Source organism: Ideonella oryzae, assembly GCF_024055665.1.
GTDB classification, from domain to species: Bacteria; Pseudomonadota; Gammaproteobacteria; order Burkholderiales; family Burkholderiaceae_C; genus Ideonella; species Ideonella oryzae.
Map to the genome: position 1 here is coordinate 163584 of NZ_JAMXMC010000002.1, position 22307 is coordinate 185890.

Annotated in this window: 21 protein-coding genes; 11 read left to right on the forward strand and 10 right to left on the reverse strand. The window is 65.9% G+C overall.

Annotated features, from left to right (window positions below; genetic code table 11):
* The first annotated feature begins 3 nt into the window (after positions 1 to 3).
* The 11 genes from M0L44_RS03390 to M0L44_RS03440 all read left to right on the forward strand — a co-directional run bounded on the left by M0L44_RS03390 (position 4) and on the right by M0L44_RS03440 (position 11953).
* Entirely contained in the window at positions 4 to 585 is a 582-nt protein-coding gene (locus M0L44_RS03390; protein WP_252768205.1) for an acyltransferase, read from the forward strand.
* A gap of 2 nt (positions 586 to 587) precedes the next feature.
* Positions 588 to 1766, forward strand: coding sequence for a DegT/DnrJ/EryC1/StrS family aminotransferase (locus M0L44_RS03395; RefSeq protein WP_252768206.1), 1179 nt, complete (start codon positions 588 to 590; stop codon positions 1764 to 1766).
* Positions 1767 to 1786: 20 nt separating this feature from the next.
* A complete protein-coding gene (locus M0L44_RS03400; protein ID WP_252768207.1) occupies positions 1787 to 3070 on the forward strand; it encodes a lipopolysaccharide biosynthesis protein in 1284 nt (427 codons plus the stop codon).
* Positions 3067 to 3672 (forward strand): acyltransferase, encoded by a 606-nt coding sequence (locus tag M0L44_RS03405; protein WP_252768208.1) that lies wholly within the window; start codon positions 3067 to 3069, stop codon positions 3670 to 3672. Before M0L44_RS03400 ends, M0L44_RS03405 begins: the two co-directional genes overlap by 4 nt.
* Positions 3673 to 3674: 2 nt before the next feature.
* Entirely contained in the window at positions 3675 to 4751 is a 1077-nt protein-coding gene (locus M0L44_RS03410; RefSeq protein ID WP_252768209.1) for a glycosyltransferase, read from the forward strand.
* Positions 4748 to 5980, forward strand: a complete 1233-nt coding sequence (locus tag M0L44_RS03415; protein ID WP_252768210.1) for a glycosyltransferase family 4 protein — start codon at positions 4748 to 4750, stop codon at positions 5978 to 5980. The genes M0L44_RS03410 and M0L44_RS03415 overlap by 4 nt, the downstream gene beginning before the upstream one ends.
* A 5-nt stretch (positions 5981 to 5985) precedes the next feature.
* Positions 5986 to 7155 (forward strand): DegT/DnrJ/EryC1/StrS family aminotransferase, encoded by a 1170-nt coding sequence (locus M0L44_RS03420; protein ID WP_290429032.1) that lies wholly within the window; start codon positions 5986 to 5988, stop codon positions 7153 to 7155.
* 14 nt (positions 7156 to 7169) lie between these two features.
* A complete protein-coding gene (locus tag M0L44_RS03425; protein ID WP_252768211.1) occupies positions 7170 to 7763 on the forward strand; it encodes a sugar transferase in 594 nt (197 codons plus the stop codon).
* Positions 7764 to 7843: 80 nt separating this feature from the next.
* Positions 7844 to 9676: a polysaccharide biosynthesis protein gene (locus M0L44_RS03430; protein ID WP_252768212.1), complete on the forward strand. Its 1833-nt coding sequence runs from the start codon at positions 7844 to 7846 to the stop codon at positions 9674 to 9676.
* A gap of 38 nt (positions 9677 to 9714) precedes the next feature.
* A complete protein-coding gene (locus M0L44_RS03435) occupies positions 9715 to 10542 on the forward strand; it encodes a glycerophosphodiester phosphodiesterase (protein WP_252768213.1) in 828 nt (275 codons plus the stop codon).
* The gene (locus M0L44_RS03440; protein WP_252768214.1) at positions 10535 to 11953 is read left to right on the forward strand and encodes an alkaline phosphatase family protein; all 1419 of its coding nucleotides are present in this window, start codon (positions 10535 to 10537) and stop codon (positions 11951 to 11953) included. The genes M0L44_RS03435 and M0L44_RS03440 overlap by 8 nt, the downstream gene beginning before the upstream one ends.
* A 4-nt stretch (positions 11954 to 11957) precedes the next feature.
* On the opposite strand, the gene M0L44_RS03445 is transcribed toward M0L44_RS03440, so the two are convergent.
* The 10 genes from M0L44_RS03445 to M0L44_RS03490 are packed head-to-tail and all read right to left on the reverse strand — an operon-like array spanning position 11958 to position 22273.
* Complete coding sequence (locus M0L44_RS03445; protein WP_252768215.1) at positions 11958 to 13163, reverse strand: glycosyltransferase family 4 protein; 1206 nt, start codon at positions 13161 to 13163, stop codon at positions 11958 to 11960.
* On the reverse strand, positions 13160 to 14287 hold the full coding sequence (locus tag M0L44_RS03450) for a glycosyltransferase family 4 protein (RefSeq protein ID WP_252768216.1): 1128 nt from the start codon (positions 14285 to 14287) through the stop codon (positions 13160 to 13162). Before M0L44_RS03450 ends, M0L44_RS03445 begins: the two co-directional genes overlap by 4 nt.
* A complete protein-coding gene (wzy, locus tag M0L44_RS03455; protein ID WP_252768217.1) occupies positions 14284 to 15528 on the reverse strand; it encodes an oligosaccharide repeat unit polymerase in 1245 nt (414 codons plus the stop codon). Before wzy ends, M0L44_RS03450 begins: the two co-directional genes overlap by 4 nt.
* Positions 15529 to 15545: 17 nt before the next feature.
* Complete coding sequence (locus M0L44_RS03460) at positions 15546 to 16754, reverse strand: glycosyltransferase family protein (RefSeq protein ID WP_252768218.1); 1209 nt, start codon at positions 16752 to 16754, stop codon at positions 15546 to 15548.
* Between the two features lie 29 nt (positions 16755 to 16783).
* A complete protein-coding gene (locus M0L44_RS03465; RefSeq protein ID WP_252768219.1) occupies positions 16784 to 17398 on the reverse strand; it encodes an acyltransferase in 615 nt (204 codons plus the stop codon).
* A complete protein-coding gene (locus M0L44_RS03470) occupies positions 17374 to 18429 on the reverse strand; it encodes a glycosyltransferase family 2 protein (RefSeq protein WP_252768220.1) in 1056 nt (351 codons plus the stop codon). Before M0L44_RS03470 ends, M0L44_RS03465 begins: the two co-directional genes overlap by 25 nt.
* A gap of 19 nt (positions 18430 to 18448) precedes the next feature.
* Positions 18449 to 19810: a lipopolysaccharide biosynthesis protein gene (locus tag M0L44_RS03475; protein ID WP_252768221.1), complete on the reverse strand. Its 1362-nt coding sequence runs from the start codon at positions 19808 to 19810 to the stop codon at positions 18449 to 18451.
* Positions 19810 to 20910 (reverse strand): glycosyltransferase family 2 protein, encoded by a 1101-nt coding sequence (locus M0L44_RS03480; RefSeq protein WP_252768222.1) that lies wholly within the window; start codon positions 20908 to 20910, stop codon positions 19810 to 19812. The genes M0L44_RS03475 and M0L44_RS03480 overlap by 1 nt, the downstream gene beginning before the upstream one ends.
* Positions 20888 to 21751: an NAD-dependent epimerase/dehydratase family protein gene (locus M0L44_RS03485; protein ID WP_252768223.1), complete on the reverse strand. Its 864-nt coding sequence runs from the start codon at positions 21749 to 21751 to the stop codon at positions 20888 to 20890. Before M0L44_RS03485 ends, M0L44_RS03480 begins: the two co-directional genes overlap by 23 nt.
* Positions 21752 to 21754: 3 nt before the next feature.
* On the reverse strand, positions 21755 to 22273 hold the full coding sequence (locus M0L44_RS03490; RefSeq protein WP_252768224.1) for a dTDP-4-dehydrorhamnose 3,5-epimerase family protein: 519 nt from the start codon (positions 22271 to 22273) through the stop codon (positions 21755 to 21757).
* Between the last annotated feature and the right edge of the window lie 34 nt (positions 22274 to 22307).

Here is a 22307-nt window from a genome sequence, read left to right on the forward strand (position 1 = left end):
GCCATGAACGTCACCATTCACCCCAGCGCCATCGTCGACGAGGGCGCCCAGCTGGGCGAGGGCACGGCCGTCTGGCATTTCAGCCATGTCTGCGCCGGGGCCCGCATCGGGCCGCGCTGCTCGCTGGGGCAGAACGTGTTCGTCGCCAACGACGTGGTGATCGGCGCGGGCGTGCGCATCCAGAACAACGTCTCGGTCTATGACGCGGTGACGCTGGAGGACGATGTCTTCGTCGGCCCCAGCGCGGTGTTCACGAATGTCTTCAACCCGCGTTCGGCCGTGCCCCGCAAGCACGAGTACCGCCGTACGCTGGTGAAGCGGGGCGCCACCCTGGGCGCCAACTGCACCCTCGTCTGCGGCACCGCCGTGGGCGAGTACGCCTTCATCGGCGCCGGTGCGGTGGTCACCAAGGACGTGAAGCCCCATGCGCTGATGACCGGCGTGCCGGCCCGCCAGACCGGCTGGATGAGCCGCCACGGCGAGAAGCTGGCGCTGCCGGTGGACGAGGCCGCCGACATGGAGGCTGCCTGCCCGGCCACCGGTGAGCGCTACCGTCTGCAGGGCGGTCGCCTGGAGGCCCTCTGACCATGCAGTTCATCGACTTGAAGGCGCAGTACACCTCGCTCAAGACGGACATCGACGCTGCCATCCAGCAGGTGCTGGACCACGGTCAGTACATCATGGGGCCGGAAGTGGCCCAGCTGGAGGTGGCCCTGGCGGCCCGCGTGGGCGTGGGCCACTGCGTCACCGTGGCCAGCGGCACCGAGGCCTTGCTGATCGCGCTGATGGCCCTGGACCTGCAGCCCGGCGACGAGGTCATCACCAGCCCCTTCACCTTCGCCGCCACGGCGGAGGTGATCGCGCTGCTGGGTGGCGTCCCGGTGTTTGTCGATGTCGAGCCCGACACCGGCCTGATCGACGCTGGGCGGATCGAAGCCGCCATCACGTCCCGCACCCGGGCGCTGATGCCGGTCAGCCTGTACGGCCAGGTGCCGGACATGGAGGCGATCAACGCCATCGCGGCGCGCCGTGGCCTGCCGGTGATCGAGGACGCGGCCCAAAGCTTCGGTGCCAAATACACCATGGCCCCCACGCCATCCTCAGGGATGGCTGCCCCCCAAGGGGGCTCGCCCGCTTTGGGGCGGCCCGGCGGCGGGCGGGTCGGGCACAGCTGCGGTGTCTCGACCATCGGCTGCACCAGCTTCTTCCCCAGCAAGCCGCTGGGCTGCTATGGCGACGGTGGGGCCCTGTTCACCGACGATGCCCGCCTGGCCCAGGCCGCGCGGGAGATCCGCGTGCACGGCCAGAGCGCGCGCTACACCCACACCCGCGTGGGCGTGGGCGGGCGCATGGACACGATCCAGTGCGCGGTGCTGCTGGCCAAGTTGCCCCGGCTGGACTGGGAGCTGCAGCGCCGCCGCGAGCTGGGTGCGCGCTACCACGCGCTGCTGGCCGATGTGAACGTGGGCCTGCTGACCGTGCGCGAGGGCCGCGACAGCGTCTGGGGCCAGTACACCGTGACGGTGGCGGACCGGCCGGCCGTGCAGGCGGCGCTGAAGGCGGTAGGCATTCCCACGGCCGTCCACTACCCGCGCCCGCTGCACCAGCAGGTGGCCTACGAGCGCTTCGCGCCCGCGGGCGGCTGCCCGGTGGCCGAAGAACTGGCGCAGCAGGTGATGAGCCTGCCGATGAGCCCCGACCTGGGCGAGCCCGACCAGGACCGCGTGGTGGCGGCGCTGGCCGCGGCCGTGGGCCGGCGCGGCTGAGGCCCGGTCCTACGGCATCCATGGCGTCAGCCCCGGACCACCGCGCTCCCTTGCAGGGGCTGGTGCGCGCCAGCCTGACCCTGGTGGCCGGCGGCGCGCTGGCCCAGGCCCTGCCGCTGCTGCTGGGGCCGCTGCTCACGCGCCTGTTCTCGCCGGCCGATTTCGGCCACTACCACCTGTTCGCCGCCGTGGCCGCCAACCTGGCGGTGGTGGCCTGCGCGCGCTACGAGTTCGCCCTGCCGCTGGCGGCCGATGCGGGCGAGGCCCAGGCCCTGCGGGTGCTGGCGCTGCGCATCGCGGCCCTGGTGACGGTGGCCAGCGCGGTGGGCGCGGCCGGCTGGTGGGCCTGGAGCCGCGAGCACTGGGTGGTCTGGCTGCCGCTGGCGGTGGCCAGCGCCGGTGCGGTGTCGCTGGCCACGCTGTGGGCCACGCGCGAGCAGCGCTTCAGCGCCCTGGCCGCGTCCCGGGTGCTGCAGTACGGCGGCGCGGCCCTGGCCCAGGCGGCCGCGGGGGCGCTGGGTTGGGGCGTGACCGGCCTGGTGGTGGCGCCCATCGCGGCCACCCTGCTGGCCACGCTGGCGCTGCGCCTGCCGCTGGGGAGCGCCGGCCTGCGCTGGGACACGCTGGCCGCGGTGGCGCGCCGGCACCGGCAGTTTCCGTTGCTCAACACGCCGCACGCCTTCCTGGGCGCGCTGCAGGACACGGCCAGTGTGGCCCTGATCGCCGCCAGCCTGGGGCCGGCGGCGGCCGGCTTCTGGGGCCTGTCGCTGCGCTACCTGAAGGCGCCGGCCACGCTGGTGGGCAGCGCGGTCTCGCAGGCGCTCTATCCCAAGCTGGCGGCCGCAGGGGCGCAGCCCACGCCGGCGGCGCGCCAGGCCCTGCGCCGGGTGATGGCGGCGCTGGCCGTGCTGGCGCTGGCGCTGGTCGCCGGGCTGTGGGTACTGGCGCCCTGGGCCTTTGCCGCGCTGTTCGGCGAGCCCTGGCGGGCCGCGGGCGAGTTGGCCCGGGCGCTGGCGCTCTACATCGGCCTGCACTTCGTGGCCGCGCCGTTGGCCGTGGTGACCATGGCCTGGCAGGCCCAGGCCTGGGCGCTGCGTCTGGCGGTGCTGGGGCAGGTGGCCTTTGTCGCCGCGCTGGCGGCGGGCCTGCACTGGGGCGGTCTGCAGGGGGCGGGCTGGGCCGTCTCGGCGGCCATGGCCGGCTATTTCGGCTACTACTTCTGGGCCCTGGTCACGTGGCCGGTGACGGCCCAAGGGCCGGCCGATGGACCGCCGGCTGCGGCAGGGGACAATCGCGCACCGTGAACTGGTTTCGATCCACCCTCAACCGTTGGCGCCGCCGCTGGGTGCGCGCGCTGCTCTACCGCATCGTCTTCGGCGAGCGTTCGCAGGGGCAGGACCTGCCGCATACCCGCATCTCGCCGGCCGCCTGCATCGAGCAGGAAGACAAGCTGGTGCTGGCCGACCATGTCTACATCGGCCCCTTCAACTACCTGGAGTGCAGCGGCGGCATCACGCTCGGCGAGGGCGTGCAGATCACCAGCCACTGCAGCATCGTGACCCACAGCTCGCACCGCGCCGCGCGGCTGCTGGGCGAGGGCTTCGTGCGCTGGCCAGCGGCCGGCTTTGCCGAGCGGCCGGGCTGGGTTGCCGGGCCGGTGGAGATCGGCCCCTACAGCTTCATTGGCCCGCATTCGCTGATCGAGGCCAACACCAAGCTGGGCAAGGGCACGCTGGTGTGCGCCGGCAGCTTCGTGCGCGGCGAATACCCGGACTTCGTGATCCTGGAGGGCCGGCCGGCCCGCGTGGTGGGCGACAGCCGCCGCGCCGACCGCAAGCTGCTGCAGCGCTACCCCGAGCTGCTGCCGCTGTACGAGGCCTGGGCCGGCCCGCTGGACGAGGACTGAGCGTGCGCCTGGTGCTGATCGGTGACGGGCAGAGCCCGCACCTGCTCAAGTGGGCGCGTGCGCTGGCTCCTCGGGTGGAGCTGTGGGCGATCTCCAGCCGCGGTTTCGACGCCGGCTTCGACGCCCTGGTGCCACCCGAGCGCCGGCTGGCCCTGGGCACCACACCGCGCTTCGAGGGAGGCAATGCCGGCCTGCTGCAGGCCCTGCCCACCGTGGTGCGCTGGCTCAAGGCCGCGCAGCCGGACTGGCTGGCGCCGCACTACCTCACCTCCCACGGCACGCTGGCCTGGCTGGCGGTGCGCTTCGGTGGGGTGAAAGCGCGCATCGCCGGCTCGGCCTGGGGCTCGGACATCCTGCTGACCCCGCAGAAGAGCCGGCTGATGGGCTGGCTGACCCGCCGCGTGCTGCAGGCCTGTGCGTTGACCACCAGTGACTCGCGCCACATGGCCGAGCGCATGCGGGCGCTGGGCGCGCGCGAGGTGATGACCTTTCCCTTTGGCCTGGAGGCCCTGCCGCCCTGGCCCGAGCACAAGGACGATGCCCTGTTCTTCGCCAACCGGGCTCTGGAAGCGCTCTACCGGCCCGAGCGGGTGCTGGACGCCTTTGCGGCCATCGCCCGCGACTGGCCCGAGGCCCAGCTGGTGGTGGCCCACGACGGCGCGCTGCGCCCGGCGCTGGAGGCCCGCGCCGCCCAGCCCGACCTGGCGGGCAAGGTGCGCTTCGTCGGTCGGCTGGACGCTGCGACGCAAGCCGGCTGGTATGCCCAGGCTCGCTGGTACCTGAGCCTGCCGGCCAGCGATTCGGTCTCCGTCTCGGTGCTGGAGGCCATGGGCCACGGCTGCATCCCCATCCTGTCGGACCTGCCGGCCAACCGCGAGCTGGTGGACGACGGCCACAACGGCCTGATCCTGGCCGACGGGGAACTGCCCACCCGCACCCGGCTGGCCCCGCTGGCGGCCCATGCCGACGCGGTGGGCGCCGCGTTGCAGGAATGGGTGGGCTTGCACGCCCTGTTTCCGGACAGCGTGCAGACCTATGTGCAGCGGCTCGAACAAATCAGCGGCGGGTCGCAGTCATGAACATCCTCTACCTGAACCACTACGCCGGCACGCCCGCGCTGGGCATGGAGTACCGGCCCTACTACCTGGCGCGCGAATGGGTGCGCGCGGGCCACCGCGTGACGATGGTGGCGGCCGACTTCTCGCATGTGCGGGCCCGCCAGCCCCAGGCCGGCACCGAGGGGGTGGACGGCATCAGCTACCACTGGCTGCCCACGCCGCCTTACCAGGGCAATGGCCTGGGCCGGGTGAAGAACATCTGGGCCTACCTGAAGCAGGTCTGGCAGCGCACGCCGGCGCTGATCGCCGAGGCCCGGCCGGACGTGGTGATTGCCTCCAGCACCTACCCGATGGACATCTGGGTGGCGCGGCGCATCGCCCGCCGGGCGGGGGCGGTGCTGGTCTTCGAGGTGCACGACCTCTGGCCGCTGTCGCCCATCGAGCTTTCGGGCATGTCGCCCCACCACCCCTTCGCGCTGCTGTGCGGCTGGGCCGAGAAGACGGCCTACCGCGATGCGGATGTGGTGGTGTCCATGCTGCCCAAGGTGCATGGGCACATGGCCTCGCGTGGGCTGGACCTGAAGAAGCTGACCATCGTGCCCAATGGCATCTCGCCCGAGGACTGGGCCGGCACGTCGCCCCCGCTCAAGCCCGAGGTGGCCCGGGTGATCGACGCAGCCCATGCCGCCGGCCGCACGGTGCTGGGCTATGCCGGCTCCATGGGCCTGCCCAATGCGCTGGACACGCTGCTGGACGCCGCGGCCCAACTGCGCGAGGACGCGGTGGAGATCGTGCTGGTGGGCGATGGCCACGAGCGCGAGCGCCTGGTGCGCCGTCTGGCCGACGAGGGCCTGGACCGGGTGCACTGGTGTGGCCCCATCCCCAAGGCCCAGATCCCGTCCTTCCTGGCCGCCATCGACATCGCCTACATCGGCTGGCAGCGGGTGCCCATCTACCGCTTCGGCATCGCGCCCAACAAGCTGATGGACTACCTGATGGCCGGCTGCCCGGTGCTGCATGCGGTGGAGGCCGGCAACGACCCGGTGGCCGAAGCCGGCTGCGGCGTGACCGTGCCGCCCGAATCGCCCGCCGCAGTGGTGCAGGGCCTGCGCCAGTTGCTGGCTGTACCGGCCGAGGCGCGCCGCGCCATGGGCCAGCGGGGCCGTGCCTTTGTGCAGGCCGAACACACCTACCCCGTGCTGGCGGCCCGCTTCCTGGCTGCCTGCCAGCGCGCCAGAGGACAATCCTGATCACCATGAGCACCGACATGCTGCCGTTTTTGCCCTTCGCCCTGCCCGAGATCGGCGAGGAAGAGATCGCCGAGGTGGTGGACACCCTGCGCTCCGGCTGGGTCACCACCGGGCCCAAGGCCAAGCGCTTCGAGGCCGCCTTCACCGAGTTTCTGGGCGACCCGTCGCTGGAATCCATCGCCGTCAATTCCGCCACCGCCGGCCTGCACCTGGCGCTGGAAGCGGTGGGCGTGGGCCCGGGCGACGAGGTCATCACCACCACCCACACCTTCACCGCCAGCGCCGAGGTGGCCCGCTACCTGGGCGCGGACGTGAAGCTGGTGGACATCGACCCGGCCACCTACTGCATCAGCCCTGCGGCGTTGGAAGCCGCCATCACGCCGCGCACCAAGTGCGTGGTGCCGGTGCACTACGGCGGCCTGGCGGCCGACATGACGGCCATCCTCGCGATTGCGAAAAAGCACGGTCTGAAGGTGGTGGAGGATGCGGCCCATGCGCTGCCCACCACCCACCGCGGTCAGCTCATCGGCACGCTGGACAGCGACGCCACCGTCTTCAGCTTTTACGCCAACAAGACCATGACGACCGGCGAGGGCGGCATGCTGGTGACGCGCCACCCCGAGGTGGCCGCGCGCGCCAAGGTGATGCGCCTGCACGGCATCAACCGCGATGCCTTCGACCGCTTCACCGCCAAGGTGCCAAGCTGGTACTACGAGATCGTGGCGCCGGGCTTCAAGTACAACCTGACCGACATCGCCGCCGCACTGGGCCTGCACCAGCTCAAGCGTCTGCAGGCCTTCCAGGCCCGCCGCGCCGAGCTGGCCGCCGCCTATGCCGAAGCCCTGGCCGGCCTGCCGCTGCGCCTGCCGCCCCAGCCCCTGGCGGGTGATGTGCATGCCTGGCACCTGTATGTGGTGGAACTGAGCGACGAGGCCCCGGTCACCCGCGAGGCCTTCATCGAGTCGCTCTACGCCGATGGCATCGGCTGCAGCGTGCACTACATTCCGCTGCACCAGCACCCGTACTGGAAGGAACACTACGGCCTGAAGGCCGAGGACTTCCCTCACAGCCAACGGGCGTATGAGCGCATCGTCAGCCTGCCGCTCTACACCCGCATGACCGAGGCCGACGTGCAGCGCGTGGCCGCTGCCGCGCGCAAGGCGCTGCGCGCCTGAGCCTGCCCGAGCCCATGGCCAAGCGCCTGTTCGACCTGATTGCCGCCGGCCTGGGGCTGGCGCTGCTGGCGCTGCCCGGCCTGCTGGTGGGGCTGGCCATCCAGCTCGACTCGCCCGGTCCCGTCTTCTTCCGTCAGGAGCGGGTGGGGCGGGGCGGCCGGCTGTTTCGCATCCACAAGTTCCGCACCATGCGGGTGGACGCCGAGCGCCAGGGCCAGCTGACCGTGGGCGCCGATGCGCGCATCACCCGGGTGGGTGCCTTCCTGCGCGCGCACCGGCTGGACGAGCTGCCCCAGCTGATCGATGTGGTGCAGGGCACGATGAGCCTGGTGGGCCCGCGCCCCGAGGTGCCACGTTACGTGGCGCATTACCCGGCGGCGCTGAAGGAGGTGGTGCTGTCGGTGCGTCCGGGCATCACCGATCCGGCCTCGCTGCGTTTCCGCCATGAATCGGCGCAGCTGGCGGCCGCGGCCGACCCCGAGCGCGAATACATCGATGTCATCCTGCCGGCCAAGCTGGCCTGCGCGGCCGACTACGCAGCCCATGCCTCGCTGTGGACCGACCTGGGCGTGGTGCTGCGCACGCTGCGCGTGCTGCTGACCCGCTGAACCTTTTCACCATGAGCACCTCCTCTCTCACCGTCTGGCACCGCCTGGACCGCTTTCTGGCCCGGCTGCGCCCGCACCGCGTGCCGCTGTCGCTGGCCATCGACGCCGTCATGGTCGTCGTCGCCTGGCACGCCACTTACCTGTTCCGAATGGGCTTCGAGCGCTGGTTGTACGAGCGGCCGCCCTACGATGTCTGGGTGCTGGTGGGCGTCGTGGTGGTGTACCTGTCGGCGTTCGTCGCGCTCCGGGTGCCGCAGGGCATGTGGCGTTTTTCGGGGTTCGGCGAGATCAAGCGCCTGACCCTGGCCTGCCTGGTGGCCGGCGTGGTCAGTGCCGCGGGCACCATGGGTCTGCAGTTCTATGGCGTGCCGCGGGCCGTGCTGGCCCTGCACCCCTTCGTGGTGCTGATGGCGGTCAGCGGCGTGCGTCTTCTCTACCGCGCCTTGTATGAGCATGCGCGGGCGCGCATCAGCGGCGACACCGGGCCCGAGAAGCGGGCACTGGTGCTGGGGGCCGGCGAGGCGGCCAAGCGCCTGCTGGCAGGCATCCAGCACCAAGGCTGGGTGATCCAGGGGCTATTGGATGACGATCCCGCCAAGCAGGGCGCTCGCATTGCGGGGGTGCCGGTGCTGGGACCGCTGACGGCGGTGAAGGATCCAGGCGTGCTGGGGAATGCCACCCACCTGATCATTGCCCTGCCGGCGGCCACCGCGGCGCAGCGGCGCCGCGCTGTCGATCTGGCAGGCAGTACTGGCTTGCCTGTGCTGACCGTGCCATCGGCCGAGGAGTTGCGCCGGGGCGATCAGGTCAACCGGGTGCGCGACATCGAGCCCGAGGATCTGCTGGGCCGCGAGCCGGTGCGACTCGACGAGAACGGCATCGGCGAGGTGCTGCGCGGCAAGACCGTGCTGGTGACCGGCGGCGGCGGCAGCATCGGCAGCGAACTGTGTCGCCAGGTGGCGCGCTATCAACCCGCGCGTCTGGTGGTGGTCGAGTTGTCCGAGTTCAACCTCTACACCATCGAGCAGGACTTGGCGCTGCATTTCCCCCAGCTGGAGGTACTCAAGCTGATCGGCGACGTGAAGGACCTGGACGGCCTGCGTGCCATCTTCCAGCGCACGAAGCCGCAGGTTGTCTTTCACGCTGCGGCCTACAAGCACGTGCCGCTGATGGAGGTGGACAACGCCTGGGCCGCCCTGCGCAACAACACCCTGGGCACCTACCACGCGGCCCTGGCCGCGGCTGAGGTGGGCGTCGAGCGCTTCGTGCTGATCAGTACCGACAAGGCGGTGAACCCCACCAACGTGATGGGGGCCACCAAGCGGGCCGCCGAACTGGTCATCTCCGCCATGGCGGCGGAGCACCAGGGCACCCGCTTCATGGCCGTGCGTTTCGGCAATGTGCTGGGCAGCAGTGGCAGCGTGATTCCGAAGTTCAAGGAACAGATTGCCCGCGGCGGGCCGATCACGGTGACTCACCCGGACATTATTCGTTACTTCATGACGATTCCGGAGGCCGCTCGGCTGGTTGTCCAGGCGGCCGCCATTGGTCAGAGCGGGCAGGTGCTGGTACTGGACATGGGCGAGCCAGTGAAGATCGCCAATCTGGCGCAGGACATGATTCGGTTGGCAGGTCGATCGGAGCAGGAAATTCGGGTGGAATACACCGGGTTGCGCCCGGGAGAGAAACTGTACGAGGAGCTGCTGGCGTCGAGCGACACCACGTTGCCTACCGGTATCGAGCGCCTGTTCCTGGCCAAGCTGGATGATGGTGCCTCAGGTGCGTACGTCGTGGTGCCGTGGCTTGCAGAGGCGGATGCTTTGGGGGCGCAGCCATCAGATGAGGCCGTCCGACAGTTGCTGCATCGGCTGGTTCCCGAGTTTCACCGTCCCGGCAGGGAGACAGGCCAATGACGGCGTGGGGACGCATTCGCCTCTCGTACCTCGGACCTGTGCTGCTGACAGCGCTTGTCATCGTGCTCGTCATCCCGGTAACTCGAGCGGCCCTTAAAGCGGCTGTGCACAACGCTGATGTGGCTTGGTTTGATGAAGGCCTGCAAGACGCATGGGGACGCCTCGCCTTGGGCGAGGACTGGGCGCACGCCTCTCCATTGCGGCAGCCTCAGGACTATGGGTGGCTGATTGATGCTGGCCCAGCACCTGTGCGTATCGCGCATGCGCTAGGCGATTCAGGGGGGCCGGAGGCCAACAGCGTGGCCGCGATGCGGCGCGCCGTGGACGCAGGCATACGCCTTCTTGAGGTGGACCTTTCGTTGGAGAGCAGCGGCGAGTTGCGTTGCGCCCACGATCCTGGCACGCCGAGGGCTGCACAGGCATGCACCTTTGAGTCACTGATGGCGGCGTTGCCGGACGGGACATGGCTGGTCCTCGACATCAAGAGCGACTTCGCTGAGACGGGTGAGCGTGTGGTACATGCACTGCGCGCCAATGGTCGGGCCAGGCAAGTCGTGTTTCAGCTGTACCGCCCAGAGGACATGGCCTTGTTTGAGCGTTGGCAGGCCCAGTTAAACTTGCCGGGGCCCATTGTTACGGCCTATCTGTCACATCGCTCGGTGGATACAGTGGCCAGGGAGAGTGCACGGCTGGGTGTGCGAGCATTCACACTGCCCATGTCGCGTCTTGCTGCCTTCTCGCGTCGGCCGGACGGTTTGTCGGTGTTTGTCCATCCTGTGCACGACTGCGGAGCTTGGCATGAGGCGCAGGCGGCGCACGCTCGCGGCATTTACACACGCACTGAGGTGCGCTGCGGTCATGGCTGACAGCAACTTCCCACATGTCTTCGCATCTTCGCGTGCGACCGGCGCGCATCCGGTTCTGGGCTTCGCATGCCTGGCTGGCGCTGTTGTGCTCGTTCAAGTCCCGTTCTGGATCGCTGCGAGCCAGTATGCGATCGACCGGCCGCTGTTCAATGTCGACTTTCTGCTGGCACTGCTGATGGCGGTGGCGTTGCCTCGTGTCGGCCCAGTGGCGCTTGCCGCGGCCTGGGGGGTTGAGATCGCGCGCGATGTCGCGCGCTGCTATCACTTTGTTGACACAGGTGAATTCATTGCATCTGCGCGTTATCTCGACACGATAGAAATCGGGCGCATCGTTTCTTGGACGGTACTGCCGGCGGTCGTGGCGCTGGCATTGTGCGGCCTGGTGGTGCTGCGCATGCTTGCACGGGCGCGGCCGCCGCTGCCCATGTTCCTGGTGCTGGTCGCCTTGACGGTGGGGATGCTCGGCGTGGACACGGCCAACGGTTCGAACCGTATCCTGGGAATGGGGGCGGACCGCTTTCACCTTCCTGTCAATATCGCTGGCAGTCCTGGATGGAACATCTATGCAGAGCAGCGCGCGGCGTGGCGAGGTTCTACTGTTCCGATGAAGCGCTGGGCCAGGGCACCGGTCTACGAGCAGATGTGGGCCTGGAAGGCTGCACATCCGAATGGCAGCGAGTTGCTGGTGCTCGTCGAGTCCATGGGCCTGCCGCACAGTCCGGCCGTGCGTGATTGGCTGTACGCTCGCCTAGATACATCGCAGGTTCAGGCGCGTTGGAATGTGCAGCGCGCGAGTGACCCGTTCTACGGATCAACAACCTATGGTGAGTTACGCGTGCTGTGCGGACTGCGCGGCCACTACACGCGGCTCAAACGATCCGACGAGGAACTTTGTCTGCCGCGTGTTTTCGCGGCGCTGGGGCAGCCGGCGGCAGGTCTGCATGGGTTCAATCTCTCGATGTTCGAACGAGCGAGTTGGTGGCCTGAACTGGGCTTGGCGCCTCAACATTTCGAGAGGGGGCAGACCCCTTTGCGGATGGCATGCAACGACGCCTTTCCGGGCGTGTGTGACGGACAGGTGCTGACGCGTGCAGCGACGTTGGCAGAGCGCCCCGGCAGCTTCACCTACGTGGTGACGTTGGATACACATCTGCCCTTGCCGCAACAGGACGAACCTCTGAACCCCGAGCTTGCGAGGAGGTGCGCCGCAGATACCTTGCCCAGCGTCGCATGCCAAATGGTGCAGCGGTTGGGTGACGTTCTGGATCAGATCGCTGGAGCGCTGGCGAAGCTACAGACCACACCGATGGTGGCCGTTGTCGGTGACCATGCTCCGCCGTTTGTCCAGCCGCTTGACCGCGACGCATTCGATAGTGGGAATGTACCGGCGCTGTTGTTGACGCCGCGCTGAAACTTCAGGTCCTGGCTGCACGAGACCCAATGGTTTGGTCTATGCACTTGACGAGTGGCGCTAGCCTTGCCTCCCAAGAATGATGGGACTCGACATAGGCCCGGGCTGCGACGGCCATGGACTGAGCTGCAGTGCGATTGCCAAGCAGGTCCAGCACCGCTTGGGCGAGGCCGGCGGCATCGTCAGCAACCCGCAATTCCCGCCCGTCGCGTGCCTGGAATCCTTCGAGGCCGAGTGCGGTTGAGACCGTAGGCAGACCCAAAGCCATGTATTCCAGGACCTTGTTCTGAACACCAGCCCCCAGCCGTAACGGGCAGATGCCGACGCCACCCCCATGTGCCGCGGCGGCCACGTTGGGCACCTCACCAGTGACATCCACGCCATCCATGGCGGCGAATCTGCTGGCTTGATCGGGGTGAATGCGTCCGATCAGTCGAAGCCTTGTTGCGGGGCTGCGGGCGCGCACAAGCGGGAGCACCTCGGTGGCCATGAAGCTGGCGGCGTCCAGGTTCTGGAGGCTGTGCATGTTGCCAATGAAGACGACATCCCGTCCGGAAGGGGCAAACGCATAGGGGAGCGCGTGCAGGTCCACTCCATTGGAGCAAACGCTGACACGTGCCAGGCGCTTAGGCTGGTTCTCGAAGAGGAAGCGGCGATCGATGTCCGAAACGAGGAAGCTCTGGTCGAAATGATCCACGATCGCTTCTTCATAGCGGCGCAGGCGTCGTGATTCCAGCGCAAAGATGCGTGAGCGGAGGTCGTTGCGCGCGTGGCGGGTTTCTCGGATGCGTTCGTAGTTCAGAGATATGGCATCCGTCATTTCAAGGAACTTAGGGCCTGGAAGATCCTTGATTGCATCTCCCACACGGATCAGGTGGGCGAGCGCGCCATCGTGTGACGCCATCAACACAGCCGCACGTTCGCTGAATGCCCGGTGTCGGTAGTAGGCCACTTGTAGAGGCAGTTCGCTTGGCAACGCCGCGAGGCAGTTCAGCCAAGAACGCCAGCGCGGAAGGTACACGCGCTCTATCGAGGTGAACACCTCGTCATCCGGTAGTGGCATGGCCATCTCTGCGGGGCTATCGCACAGGCTCAACAGCGTCAGGCGATGGTGCGCGGACAGCGACTTGCAGAGCTGATAGATGCGCAGACGGTCGCCGCCGACGACTGGGTACGGGTAACGTGGAGTGAGGATAAGCAGTGATTTCACGACGGACGGCGGCCGCGTGACGCTGCGGCTTCGGAGATGAGCGACCACAGTTGGCTCGATGACAACTTGGGGTCGTTGACGATGTCGCTGCGCAGACGGCAGGCAAGGGCAAGCGTGCCGGCGGCCAGGGCGTCCAGCATTTCCTCGATGCCTGCGACATTGGTGGGCGTCGTGACGCCCAGGCCGCCCGCAGCCTCACGCATTGATGCGTGTGGCCCGTGGATCACTGGTGCACCACACAGTTGTCCTTCCAAGAGCGGCATGCCGAAGCCTTCGTACAGCGATGGCATGAGGAAGGCGTCGCAACCAGCGTAAAGGGCGGGCAGGTCTGAGAGGTCGACGTAGCCAAGGCGTCGCACGAAGCCGAGGGCTTCGCCGCGCTCGAGGCGTGCAGCGATATCGTTGTCCAGCCAGCCCTTGCCTCCTGCGATGACCAGCAGTGGCAGTGCGGCGCCAGCCTCACGGCGGTTCAGGTAGGCGTCGACGAGCGCCACGATGTTCTTGCGGGGTTCTAGGGTGCCAAGCGTGAGCAGGTAGTGCTCCGGGAGCCCGAGGCGCTGGCACATGGCCGTGACGGCCGAGGCTGCAGGCCGTTTGAAACTGTTGTCAGCCAGGGGTGGGATGATGGCATCAGCGGCTCGACCATACGCGGCACATGCATCGTCGGCGGTAGCCTGTGAGACGTAGACAAGCTTGTCTGCTGCTGCAACCGCCATGCGTTGGCCGATACGGCGTCCCCACAGGCTTACGAACGGGAGTGTCTCGGGCGCAAATTTATAGACAAGGTCGTGCACAGTAACAACGCTGGCCATGCCTTGCGGTTGCCATATTGGTAGCAAGCCATTGGCCGCCCAGAAAACATCAGGGCGTTCCTCGGCCAGCATTGCGCGCAGATGGGTGTTTTGCCAGTATGGGCCACGCCGTTTCGGACTTGACGACCGGAATCGTACGTTGGACAGTGCAGGGAAACTCACCGCATCGTTGCTGAAAAGTACGAACTCGGCCTCGGGATGTGCACGAACCATCGGCTCAAGCAGCCGAGCGATATAGTTACCGACCCCGGTCGGTCGCGCGACGAGGGCGGTGGCATCTATGCCGACACGCAGGCGAGGTGCGCCGCTCATTCGAGTGCACCTGCGGGCGTTGCTGATACGACTCGACGGGTGGCATGACGTTCTGGAAAGGCCGCGTTGAGGGTTTGGTAGAAGCCGAAGAGGATCAGAATCCGTAGCAGTGATACAAACATGGTCGAGATGTCTCCCGCCCAAACGTACATGCCAATCAGGAAGAAGAGGTAAAAGGAAAGAAACTCGTCACGGGTGCGGCGGGCATAGGCGTAGAGACCGCCGATAACGAGCGTGTTCTCGACGCAGAACGCCATGAAGTGCAGCGGGCCTGCTTGCCAGTAGAACCAGAGCTTGGTCGGCAGGCCCCAAATGAATTGGGTGAGGTCGGGGTTGCCACCGACAAATTCAACGATTGCCTTTTCAAGCGTGATATTACCGGTCATCCCGAAGATGGACTTCGGAATGATCGCGAGTAATGGCTCAATGATGTAGTAGAGGTTCGAGAAGTAGCTCTGATAGATCGCAAGGAAATCATTGGTCGCCCCCTGCAGGTAGACCAGTGCGGGATAGCCTGTCAGGCGTGACGCCAGATGTACGACGGTCAGTGGGTTGTAACCGAAGTCGTCGCCCTGACGAACGCCTAGCTTGATCGAGAAAATGGCTGGATAAGCCGCGATCCCGGCGAGCACGATACTGACCACAAGAAGCTTACGGCGCTGCAGCCAGTGTCGGAAGAGGTAGAGCGACATCACGAACAGAGTGAAGAACTGTCCGGTCCAGCCCAAAGACAGCGCGAAGGCCGTGAAGACCGCCATCAGTGCAAAGACCCGTTTGGGCTGGTCGACATTGATGAACAGCAGCAGCACGAGGCTTACGTCTTTGGGCATCAGCGTGGAAAAGATCGACAGCGAGGTCGATGTCTCGGCGCCCGCGCGGCCGAAGCCGAATACGACGTAGAAAAAAATGTCGACTGCGAAGCAGGCCAACCAGATCGTCGCGACGAGCTCGGCGCGGGGCATCAGACTGCTGGATTTCCATGGTGTCGCGAGCATTCGGCTGCCCAGCCGGTAAAGGGCGGCATAGCACGCAGCGAAGATGGCGAGGCCGAGGTAGCGGTCAAGCGAATCGCTCTGAACCGCGGCACCCAGGAAGTCGCCGATGTTGACATCGACGGTGTCGATGATGAGACAGCAGGCGATGGCAGGGACAAGGAAGAGCGCGCAGTAGGTCGCGAGGAAGAAAGACCGGGCGCGTCTCTCCGTCCGAGGGGTGGCCGTGGCAGTCGGACGGGGAGGCATGGGGTGTGCTGCCACGGTCAGTTGTCGATGAGGAAGGTCTGCTGCCGTAGCCCAGCAACGCTTGTGAGGTAGCGCATGAGACGTTCGTAGCGTGCAGCACCCAACAGGCGCAGGACGGTTCGGAAGCTGAAGCCAACGATGCGTTGCAAGCGGGCCCGCTCTTTGCCAGAGGCCTGTGCCGATGCAGGTTTGGCAGCACCGTTTGTTACCCTGAGAATGCCAGCACGAGCTAGGACGGAATGGACTTCTCCGCTAGCCTCGAACGGGTCGGCTGCGTTCACGAATACAGGGTGGTCGATGAGAACGCGTCGCGCGAGGCTGCTAATTGGCGTGTCGTCGGAAAACCGGGCGAAACCGTAAGGTAGCTTCAGATATTGCTCGTGGCCGTTTGCGGCCAGCGTGTTGCGGTAACGCACGAACAGTGGCGCGACATCTGGGCGGCCACTCAGCGTGAAGCGCGTCTGGTACTTGGAGATGCGGTCGTCGCCGATGGGCGGTAGGCCACTGAAATGGAAGAACACGAGCGGCGTCCCGTCAACGAAAGGTTTGCCTGCTTGGATCTGCACCTGTCGCTCATGGAGGTTCCAATAGGCGACGTTGAACGTTTTCTCGCGCAGCACAAGCACGTTCGGGCAAAGCGATGGTGCGAAGTCCATCCACTTCTGGTCAACAAACAAGCCGCTTGGCTGGTCGTTGTACGCTTGGTGCAGGCAGCGACGTTCCCACCAGTCGAGCAGCCCGCGCGCTTCCGGTGAAGCGTTGAACGCTGCGAAGCCAAGGTTGTAGACACCCGAATTGAGAAACTCAAGTTCACTGGGCAGTTTGTCGTCGTCAATGGGGGAGGTGGTGTGTGGCGTCAACACCACCGGATGTCGGTCGAGACGTTCAAGGATCGGCTGCAGGCTGTCGTAGACGAAGATGTCCGGATCGAGGTAGATCACCTTGTCGTGGCGATCCAGCAGTCGCTTGGCAAAGGTCGGCTTGACGTTAGTGTTGAGTTCAAGGATGTCGTACTTGAACGCAATGTGCGGAAAGTCCGGTATGCCGAGATCCTCGACCCAGGTGATGCGCCATTCAGGATGACGAGCCTCGAAGGTGGGGTCCTTCCGGTCGACCACGAGGATGTTGTATTCAGTGTCCGGATTCGACGCGCGCAGGCTGTCGCCTAGGGTTCGTGCATACGCGAAGTAGTTGCGTGAGACGATTGTGAATACGGCGTTGGACATGGAGAGACAGGTTGGATACAGAGGACTGTTCAGTCGAGTGTGCGAATGACTCGAGCAGGGGCGCCAACGGCGACGCTCCGAGGAGGGATGTCACGAGTGACGACGGAGTTGGCTCCGATGATAGAGGACCGGCCGATGCGAACACCTGGTAGCACACACACGCCTTCACCGAGCCAGACCTCAGCTTCTATCACGACGGGACCTCGGGACGTGAGGGGGCGGCTGTTGGGTGGCAGGGCGAGGTCGACGGCAGCGGCACCACCGTGCGAATGGTCGGACACGTATACGCGGCTAGCGATAAGCACACGATCGTGGATTTCGACTCGGTTCGCGGCAGCGATGTGGCAATCGTTCTCCATGGAGACGTCATCACCGAGCACGAGTGTCGGCGTGAAGTGCATACCGCCGTGGGACTCGATTGCTGCGATGCGGTTACGTTCCATCGCGACGAAACGGCCGCGGATATGGATGTGACTGTGACCCGTCACATTCGTGCCGCGGCCCAGGTAGACGTGCGAGCCCGCTTCCGCGCAGCGAGCAGCGGTGAGCGCACTCGCCAAGCGGCGCCAGCGGTAGTACAGAAGGGCGAGCAGCGACTCGAGGATCGCGGCGAGCGGGGCTAGCAGTCGCAGGAGCGGGGGCATGAGGCTTTCGTGGTGTGTAAGAGCGACGTGGCGCCGCCACCCAGGTGCTCGGCGAGGCGATCGTGCAGGCGCAGCGCGCGATGAACTTGGCGCGCCAGCCACAGGGCACGGTGGACGGTTGCCAGCGAGCCGTTACCAATGGGTTCGAGTAGCAAGCGGAATGCAAGCATGCCGCCAAACTGCTGCCGCAACACCTCGGCTGCGTCCTCGTGCTCGAACCGGCCGAGCCGCGCCTCGCGCAGGCCACACAGTAGGTTCGGAAGGTACGTCGTGGCCATGCGGCGCAGCATCGCGCGGACGACGCGCTCGGGCAGCATCTCGCGCATGATGGCTGGCACGTGCTGGCCGAACACCTTAAGCACCTTGTAGCCGCCGGTGTTTCCCTCCGTCGCGAGGATGCAGGGTGTCGTGATGTGGATGAAGCGGCTGCCGTCGCGGAGGGCTTCCAACACCCAGGCGAGCTGAGAAACCTGTGTGCCGGAATAGCGGCGTAGGCGCGCTGGCTCTCGGAGCAGCGGAGTGGTGCGAACGACCATGCCCGAGAGGTAGGTGGTCCACACGTGTACGCGGCGTGCGAACGCGAGCTGCCCAAGCCGCAGGCCCTGGAGCGCGCCCACCGGTTGGGTGGGGTCGTTGTCGGCGATCTCCGGCAACCAGCGGCTGTCCATGTAGACAAGATCCGGCGACTCGCGCTCCAGCAGATCAAGGAGTGCACGCACGAGGCCGGCGCGGGGCAGATCGTCGTCGCTCAGAAGCCAGAAGTGTGCTCCGTCCACGTGTTCGGCGCACGCGAGGAAGTTGCCGTCCATGCCAAGGTTCTTGTCGTTTCTCAGCGCCCGCACACCTGGCCAACGCAGGGTGAACGCGGCGATGACCTCCTGTGTGCGGTCTGTCGAGGCGTTGTCGCTCACGACAATTGAGACACGCCCCTCTAGCCCACGCAGTTCGACGAGGAGCGTCTCCAGCAGGCGCTCCAGGCAGTCCGCCCGGTTGAAGGTCGGGATGGCGATGGTCAGTAGCGGGGCAGTCATCCGGTGGGCGTTTCTCGAGTCAATGGTTCCGACGCTGATAGCGTCGGAACAAGAGGATCGTCCAGGGCAGCATGACGAACGCGGTGAGCGCGGCGTACATGGCGCTCATGGAGAGGATGTCGCCCCGCGAGCCGAAGTACGCAATGAGCGTGGTGGCCACGGCACCGGTTACGGAAACCCCGTGCATCGGTTCCTCGCGGTGCGCGCGCATATACGCAGCGAGCGAGAAGACAACGCAGTTGCACGAGCAGACGAAGGCCAGGCAGGCCAGCACTCCTGGCGACGCAATGCGCGCCATCTGCGGGACGCCCGTCCAGCTCAGCAGCGACGCGCAGACGACGATGCCCGTGGCGGCGGCGACCGTGAAGGCCATCGAACGCTTGAAGACGGCGAAGAAGATCTCGTTCAGTTCCTTGCGCTCGCCGCGCGCGATATGCATGGCCATCGTCGGCGTCTTGGCATAGACCCAGCTGGTTCCCACGGCCGAAAGGGCATTGAAGATGGTCATCGCGATGCCGAAGCGGCCCGCTTCCACGGCGCCTCGGTTGGCGAAGATCAGTGGCGTAAACGCGTAGAAGAGAAAGTAACCGCTCATGGCGCTGATCGCAATGCGCGCCTGAAAGGGCAGGACGTCACGCCGCCAAGCAATGCGGTTGGTTGGTTCTACTACGCGTTGCAGCAGCCAGTCGTAGACGTGCGCGCGCCGCAGCCAGAGGCTGGTCGACACTGCACTCGCAAGCGGCACCATCACGGCTGACCACAGACCGGCGCCGAGGATCAACCCGAGCCAGAGTCCACAGTAGCCGATGATGGACTGCATCATGCGCAGCCGCGCGACCTGTCCGATGCGGCCGCAGCCTTCGAGCATCGCAAGTGCCGGGACGTACATCAGGTTGACTGCGGTGCTGGCGACCATGATGATCCAGATGCCCAGCCACTGTGCGGGTGGCAGGTCGCCGCGCCGCGCGAGGAACACACAGCCGGCCACGCCCGCTGCGAGGCCGAATAGCAGTGCCGCGACCATGTACCAGCGCCGCAGCAGTCGCATCAGCGAGCTGAGCCGGTCGAGGCGGGCGGGGTCGCCCGCGAACTTCGCTTCGTCGGCCCCGTCAAGGTGGGCCACCTCGTGGCCGACGAGCTGGATGATCACCTGCCCGAGGCCCAGCTCGAACAGGATCTGCAGTCCCAACAGGCTGGTGATGGTGTAGTAGTAGCCCTGCTGCGTGGAGTCGAGTCGTAGCGGCAGGACAATCACTGTCGCCGCGCCGGCGATCACGTTCCAGCTGCGTGACAGCAGCGTCACAAGCACGTGAAAGTCGAGGCCGGTCGCGCGCCGTAGGCGCGCGAGACGCGAGGCGCCGGTGGGGATCTGTTTGTGCATCAGGATCGTTCCGCCGCTTCGCGCTGCCCGCTGAGTTGTCTGCCGAGGCGACGGCACAGGCGGCGAGCGGTATCGATCAGTACAGCAGATCCTGCGGGATGGTCTGCACCTTGCCGGGCTGCCTTCAGCTGGCGCACGAAGCCGCGGTAATAGTCGACCGCGATCGGCAGCAGCTCAAGCAGGCCCACCCGACGCGTAGCGATGTGGTAGTGGTCGCAGATGGCCTCGTTGGCCATGATCATCCGGTAGTCGATCGTGGCGAACGACAGCCCCTGCGCGAAACGATCAAGCACCAGCTGCCGTTTGAGATCCGCTGCCAACGGCAAGCCAAGGATGTGCGACGAGAAGCGGACGGCCGTGTTCAGTCGCCCCTTCGGCAGGAAGAAGGCGTCTTCTTTCATCCCGTTGATCGTAAAGGACTTGATCGCTCGGGCCGCCTCGAGCGCTTCGGGGATGAAGACAGGTTCCTGAAAGATCGCGGTCGGTCCACGCAAAGCCAATTCCGCTTGCATGAACTCAAACGGGAAGTTTCCGACGACTTCATGATCGCTGAAGCGCTCGACGACGCGGATCTCCCGCAGATCCGCCTTGCGGAAGAAGTAGCCGCTAGGGTGATGACAGCTGTAGGCCATGCCACGCAGCGCCTCGCCCCCTTGTGCAAAGATGCGCGCAGGGGTGCCTGCCGGCTGGTGGTACTCGCAATAGCCGGTAGCGGGCGACTCGCGACGCAGGAAATCCAGGAACAAAGGGATGAACGTGGGGTCCACCGAGTCCTTGTCCAGCAGCAGGGCGCTGTAGAAGCCTCGGCCCTGGACCAACACGTTGACCTGGTTGAACAGCGCACCACGATTCACCTTCTGCTGGATAACGAGCAGGCGCGGGTCGTCAATCGTGGCTAACTGGGCCAGCGTGTCGTCCGTCGAACCGTTGTCGGAGACGATGACCTCAATCTCGTCATTGGGCGATTCCAGCACCCGACGCACTAAAGGCAGCACCGACCCAACCCGGTTGTAGGTTGGGATGCAGAAGCTCAGCAGCGGCTGGGGAATGCGAATTTCTTCTGTCATTGGTGCCGGATCAATTCGCCAGATTCCCGTCACGATCTTCGGGACAGGAAGTGTCCTGGAACTCAGTTCTCTCTGGCTTCCATCCGGCCGGCCGGCGATAGTTCCGGTAGGCCTGCATCACTTCGCGTGGACGATAGGGACGCTCACCGATATTGGCGCGCAGCGCCTTGCCGGCTCGCTCACCGACTCGCGAGATCAGTTCCTTGACCCGGATGGGCCTTCCGGAGCCCAGTCCCCGCACCAGGACCCCCTGGGAGGCGTCCCAGCCCTGGATCTCTCGGATCGCGGACTTGATGCCAGCGCAGGCATCGTCGATGTGCACTAGGTCGATCTCCTGTTCGCCCGGCGTCGTGCCGATCTCCTCGCCACGCGCGCAGGCGTCCTGCAGAATCTTGAGCAACTTACGGCGGCTGTCGTCCTCGCCGTAGGTATCGAACATGATCAGCTGGAGGATCTTCAGGCCGCGCAGTGCGTAGTGAGTGAGCAGGTCCTGGCCAGCTTGCTTAGACGCGGCGTAGAGATTGAACGGCCGGAAGCCTTCGGAGTCCGCGAACTGCCAGGACGTGCCGAAGACGACCAGCGTCGAGTCTGGCGAGTGCTCCAGCAGCTGCTGTGCGACCAAGCAGGGCAAGATGCAGTTTGAGGCCACCAGCGCCTGGATTGCCTTCGCATCGTCGCCCATCGCCTGTGAGGCGCCCGGGATCAGGACAACGTCTGGCGCGAACTGTCGCATGTCTTCGAGCACGGTTGCCTGCCATTTCACGGGGTCGGCATCGTCATAGGCCGGAGCCTTCCGCACGACGCCGTCCTTCCCGAGCCATGCCGCCACGTGGCGGCCCAGGAATCCATTCCCACCAATCACATAGCTCTTCATGGTTTATCGGAGTTGGTTGACGACGTCCTGCAGGGAAGGCCAGCTCTGGTCTTTCTCCGTGACGACGGGCTGCGAGAGGCCGAAGTCAACGCCGAGCGTGTCCCAGCGCACACCGCGCTCGTCGCCTGGTGAATAGGGCTGCGGGCTCATACTGATGAATGTCGTCTGGTCTTCCAGGACGATGACGCCATGCGCGAACGAGCCGGGAATCAGTAGTGCGGACTTTCCTCCACCGACCATCTCCTCCACGTGTACGTTGCCGAGGCCGCCGCCCGGGCGCAGGTCGATGCTGATATCTAGCATTCGGCCGGTGATGCAATAAACCAACTTATCTTGGGCCTTACCCCCCAACTGATAGTGCATACCACGGATTACGCCCTTGTCGCTGCGGCTTAGGTAGATTTCTTCGATGTTTGGGAGAAGGTCCTGGAATATTTCCCGCCGATAGATTTTGAGCAGATCCCCCCGGAAATCGACGAACGGGGTGAAGCCAATTTTCTTGATTCCACCAAGATCGCTCACAGAGCTTTTCACTTTGTCATCCAATTCTTGTCTG

Bases quoted from the DNA above. Each gene is read 5' to 3' on its own strand.
- M0L44_RS03390 (WP_252768205.1), top strand. From the start codon at position 4: ATGAACGTCACCATTCACCCCAGCGCCATCGTCGACGAGGGCGCCCAG.
- M0L44_RS03395 (WP_252768206.1), top strand. From the start codon at position 588: ATGCAGTTCATCGACTTGAAGGCGCAGTACACCTCGCTCAAGACGGAC.
- M0L44_RS03400 (WP_252768207.1), top strand. From the start codon at position 1,787: ATGGCGTCAGCCCCGGACCACCGCGCTCCCTTGCAGGGGCTGGTGCGC.
- M0L44_RS03415 (WP_252768210.1), top strand. From the start codon at position 4,748: ATGAACATCCTCTACCTGAACCACTACGCCGGCACGCCCGCGCTGGGC.
- M0L44_RS03420 (WP_290429032.1), top strand. From the start codon at position 5,986: ATGAGCACCGACATGCTGCCGTTTTTGCCCTTCGCCCTGCCCGAGATC.
- M0L44_RS03425 (WP_252768211.1), top strand. From the start codon at position 7,170: ATGGCCAAGCGCCTGTTCGACCTGATTGCCGCCGGCCTGGGGCTGGCG.
- M0L44_RS03440 (WP_252768214.1), top strand. From the start codon at position 10,535: ATGGCTGACAGCAACTTCCCACATGTCTTCGCATCTTCGCGTGCGACC.
- M0L44_RS03450 (WP_252768216.1), bottom strand. From the start codon at position 14,287: ATGAGCGGCGCACCTCGCCTGCGTGTCGGCATAGATGCCACCGCCCTC.
- wzy (WP_252768217.1), bottom strand. From the start codon at position 15,528: ATGCCTCCCCGTCCGACTGCCACGGCCACCCCTCGGACGGAGAGACGC.
- M0L44_RS03460 (WP_252768218.1), bottom strand. From the start codon at position 16,754: ATGTCCAACGCCGTATTCACAATCGTCTCACGCAACTACTTCGCGTAT.
- M0L44_RS03465 (WP_252768219.1), bottom strand. From the start codon at position 17,398: ATGCCCCCGCTCCTGCGACTGCTAGCCCCGCTCGCCGCGATCCTCGAG.
- M0L44_RS03470 (WP_252768220.1), bottom strand. From the start codon at position 18,429: ATGACTGCCCCGCTACTGACCATCGCCATCCCGACCTTCAACCGGGCG.
- M0L44_RS03475 (WP_252768221.1), bottom strand. From the start codon at position 19,810: ATGCACAAACAGATCCCCACCGGCGCCTCGCGTCTCGCGCGCCTACGG.
- M0L44_RS03485 (WP_252768223.1), bottom strand. From the start codon at position 21,751: ATGAAGAGCTATGTGATTGGTGGGAATGGATTCCTGGGCCGCCACGTG.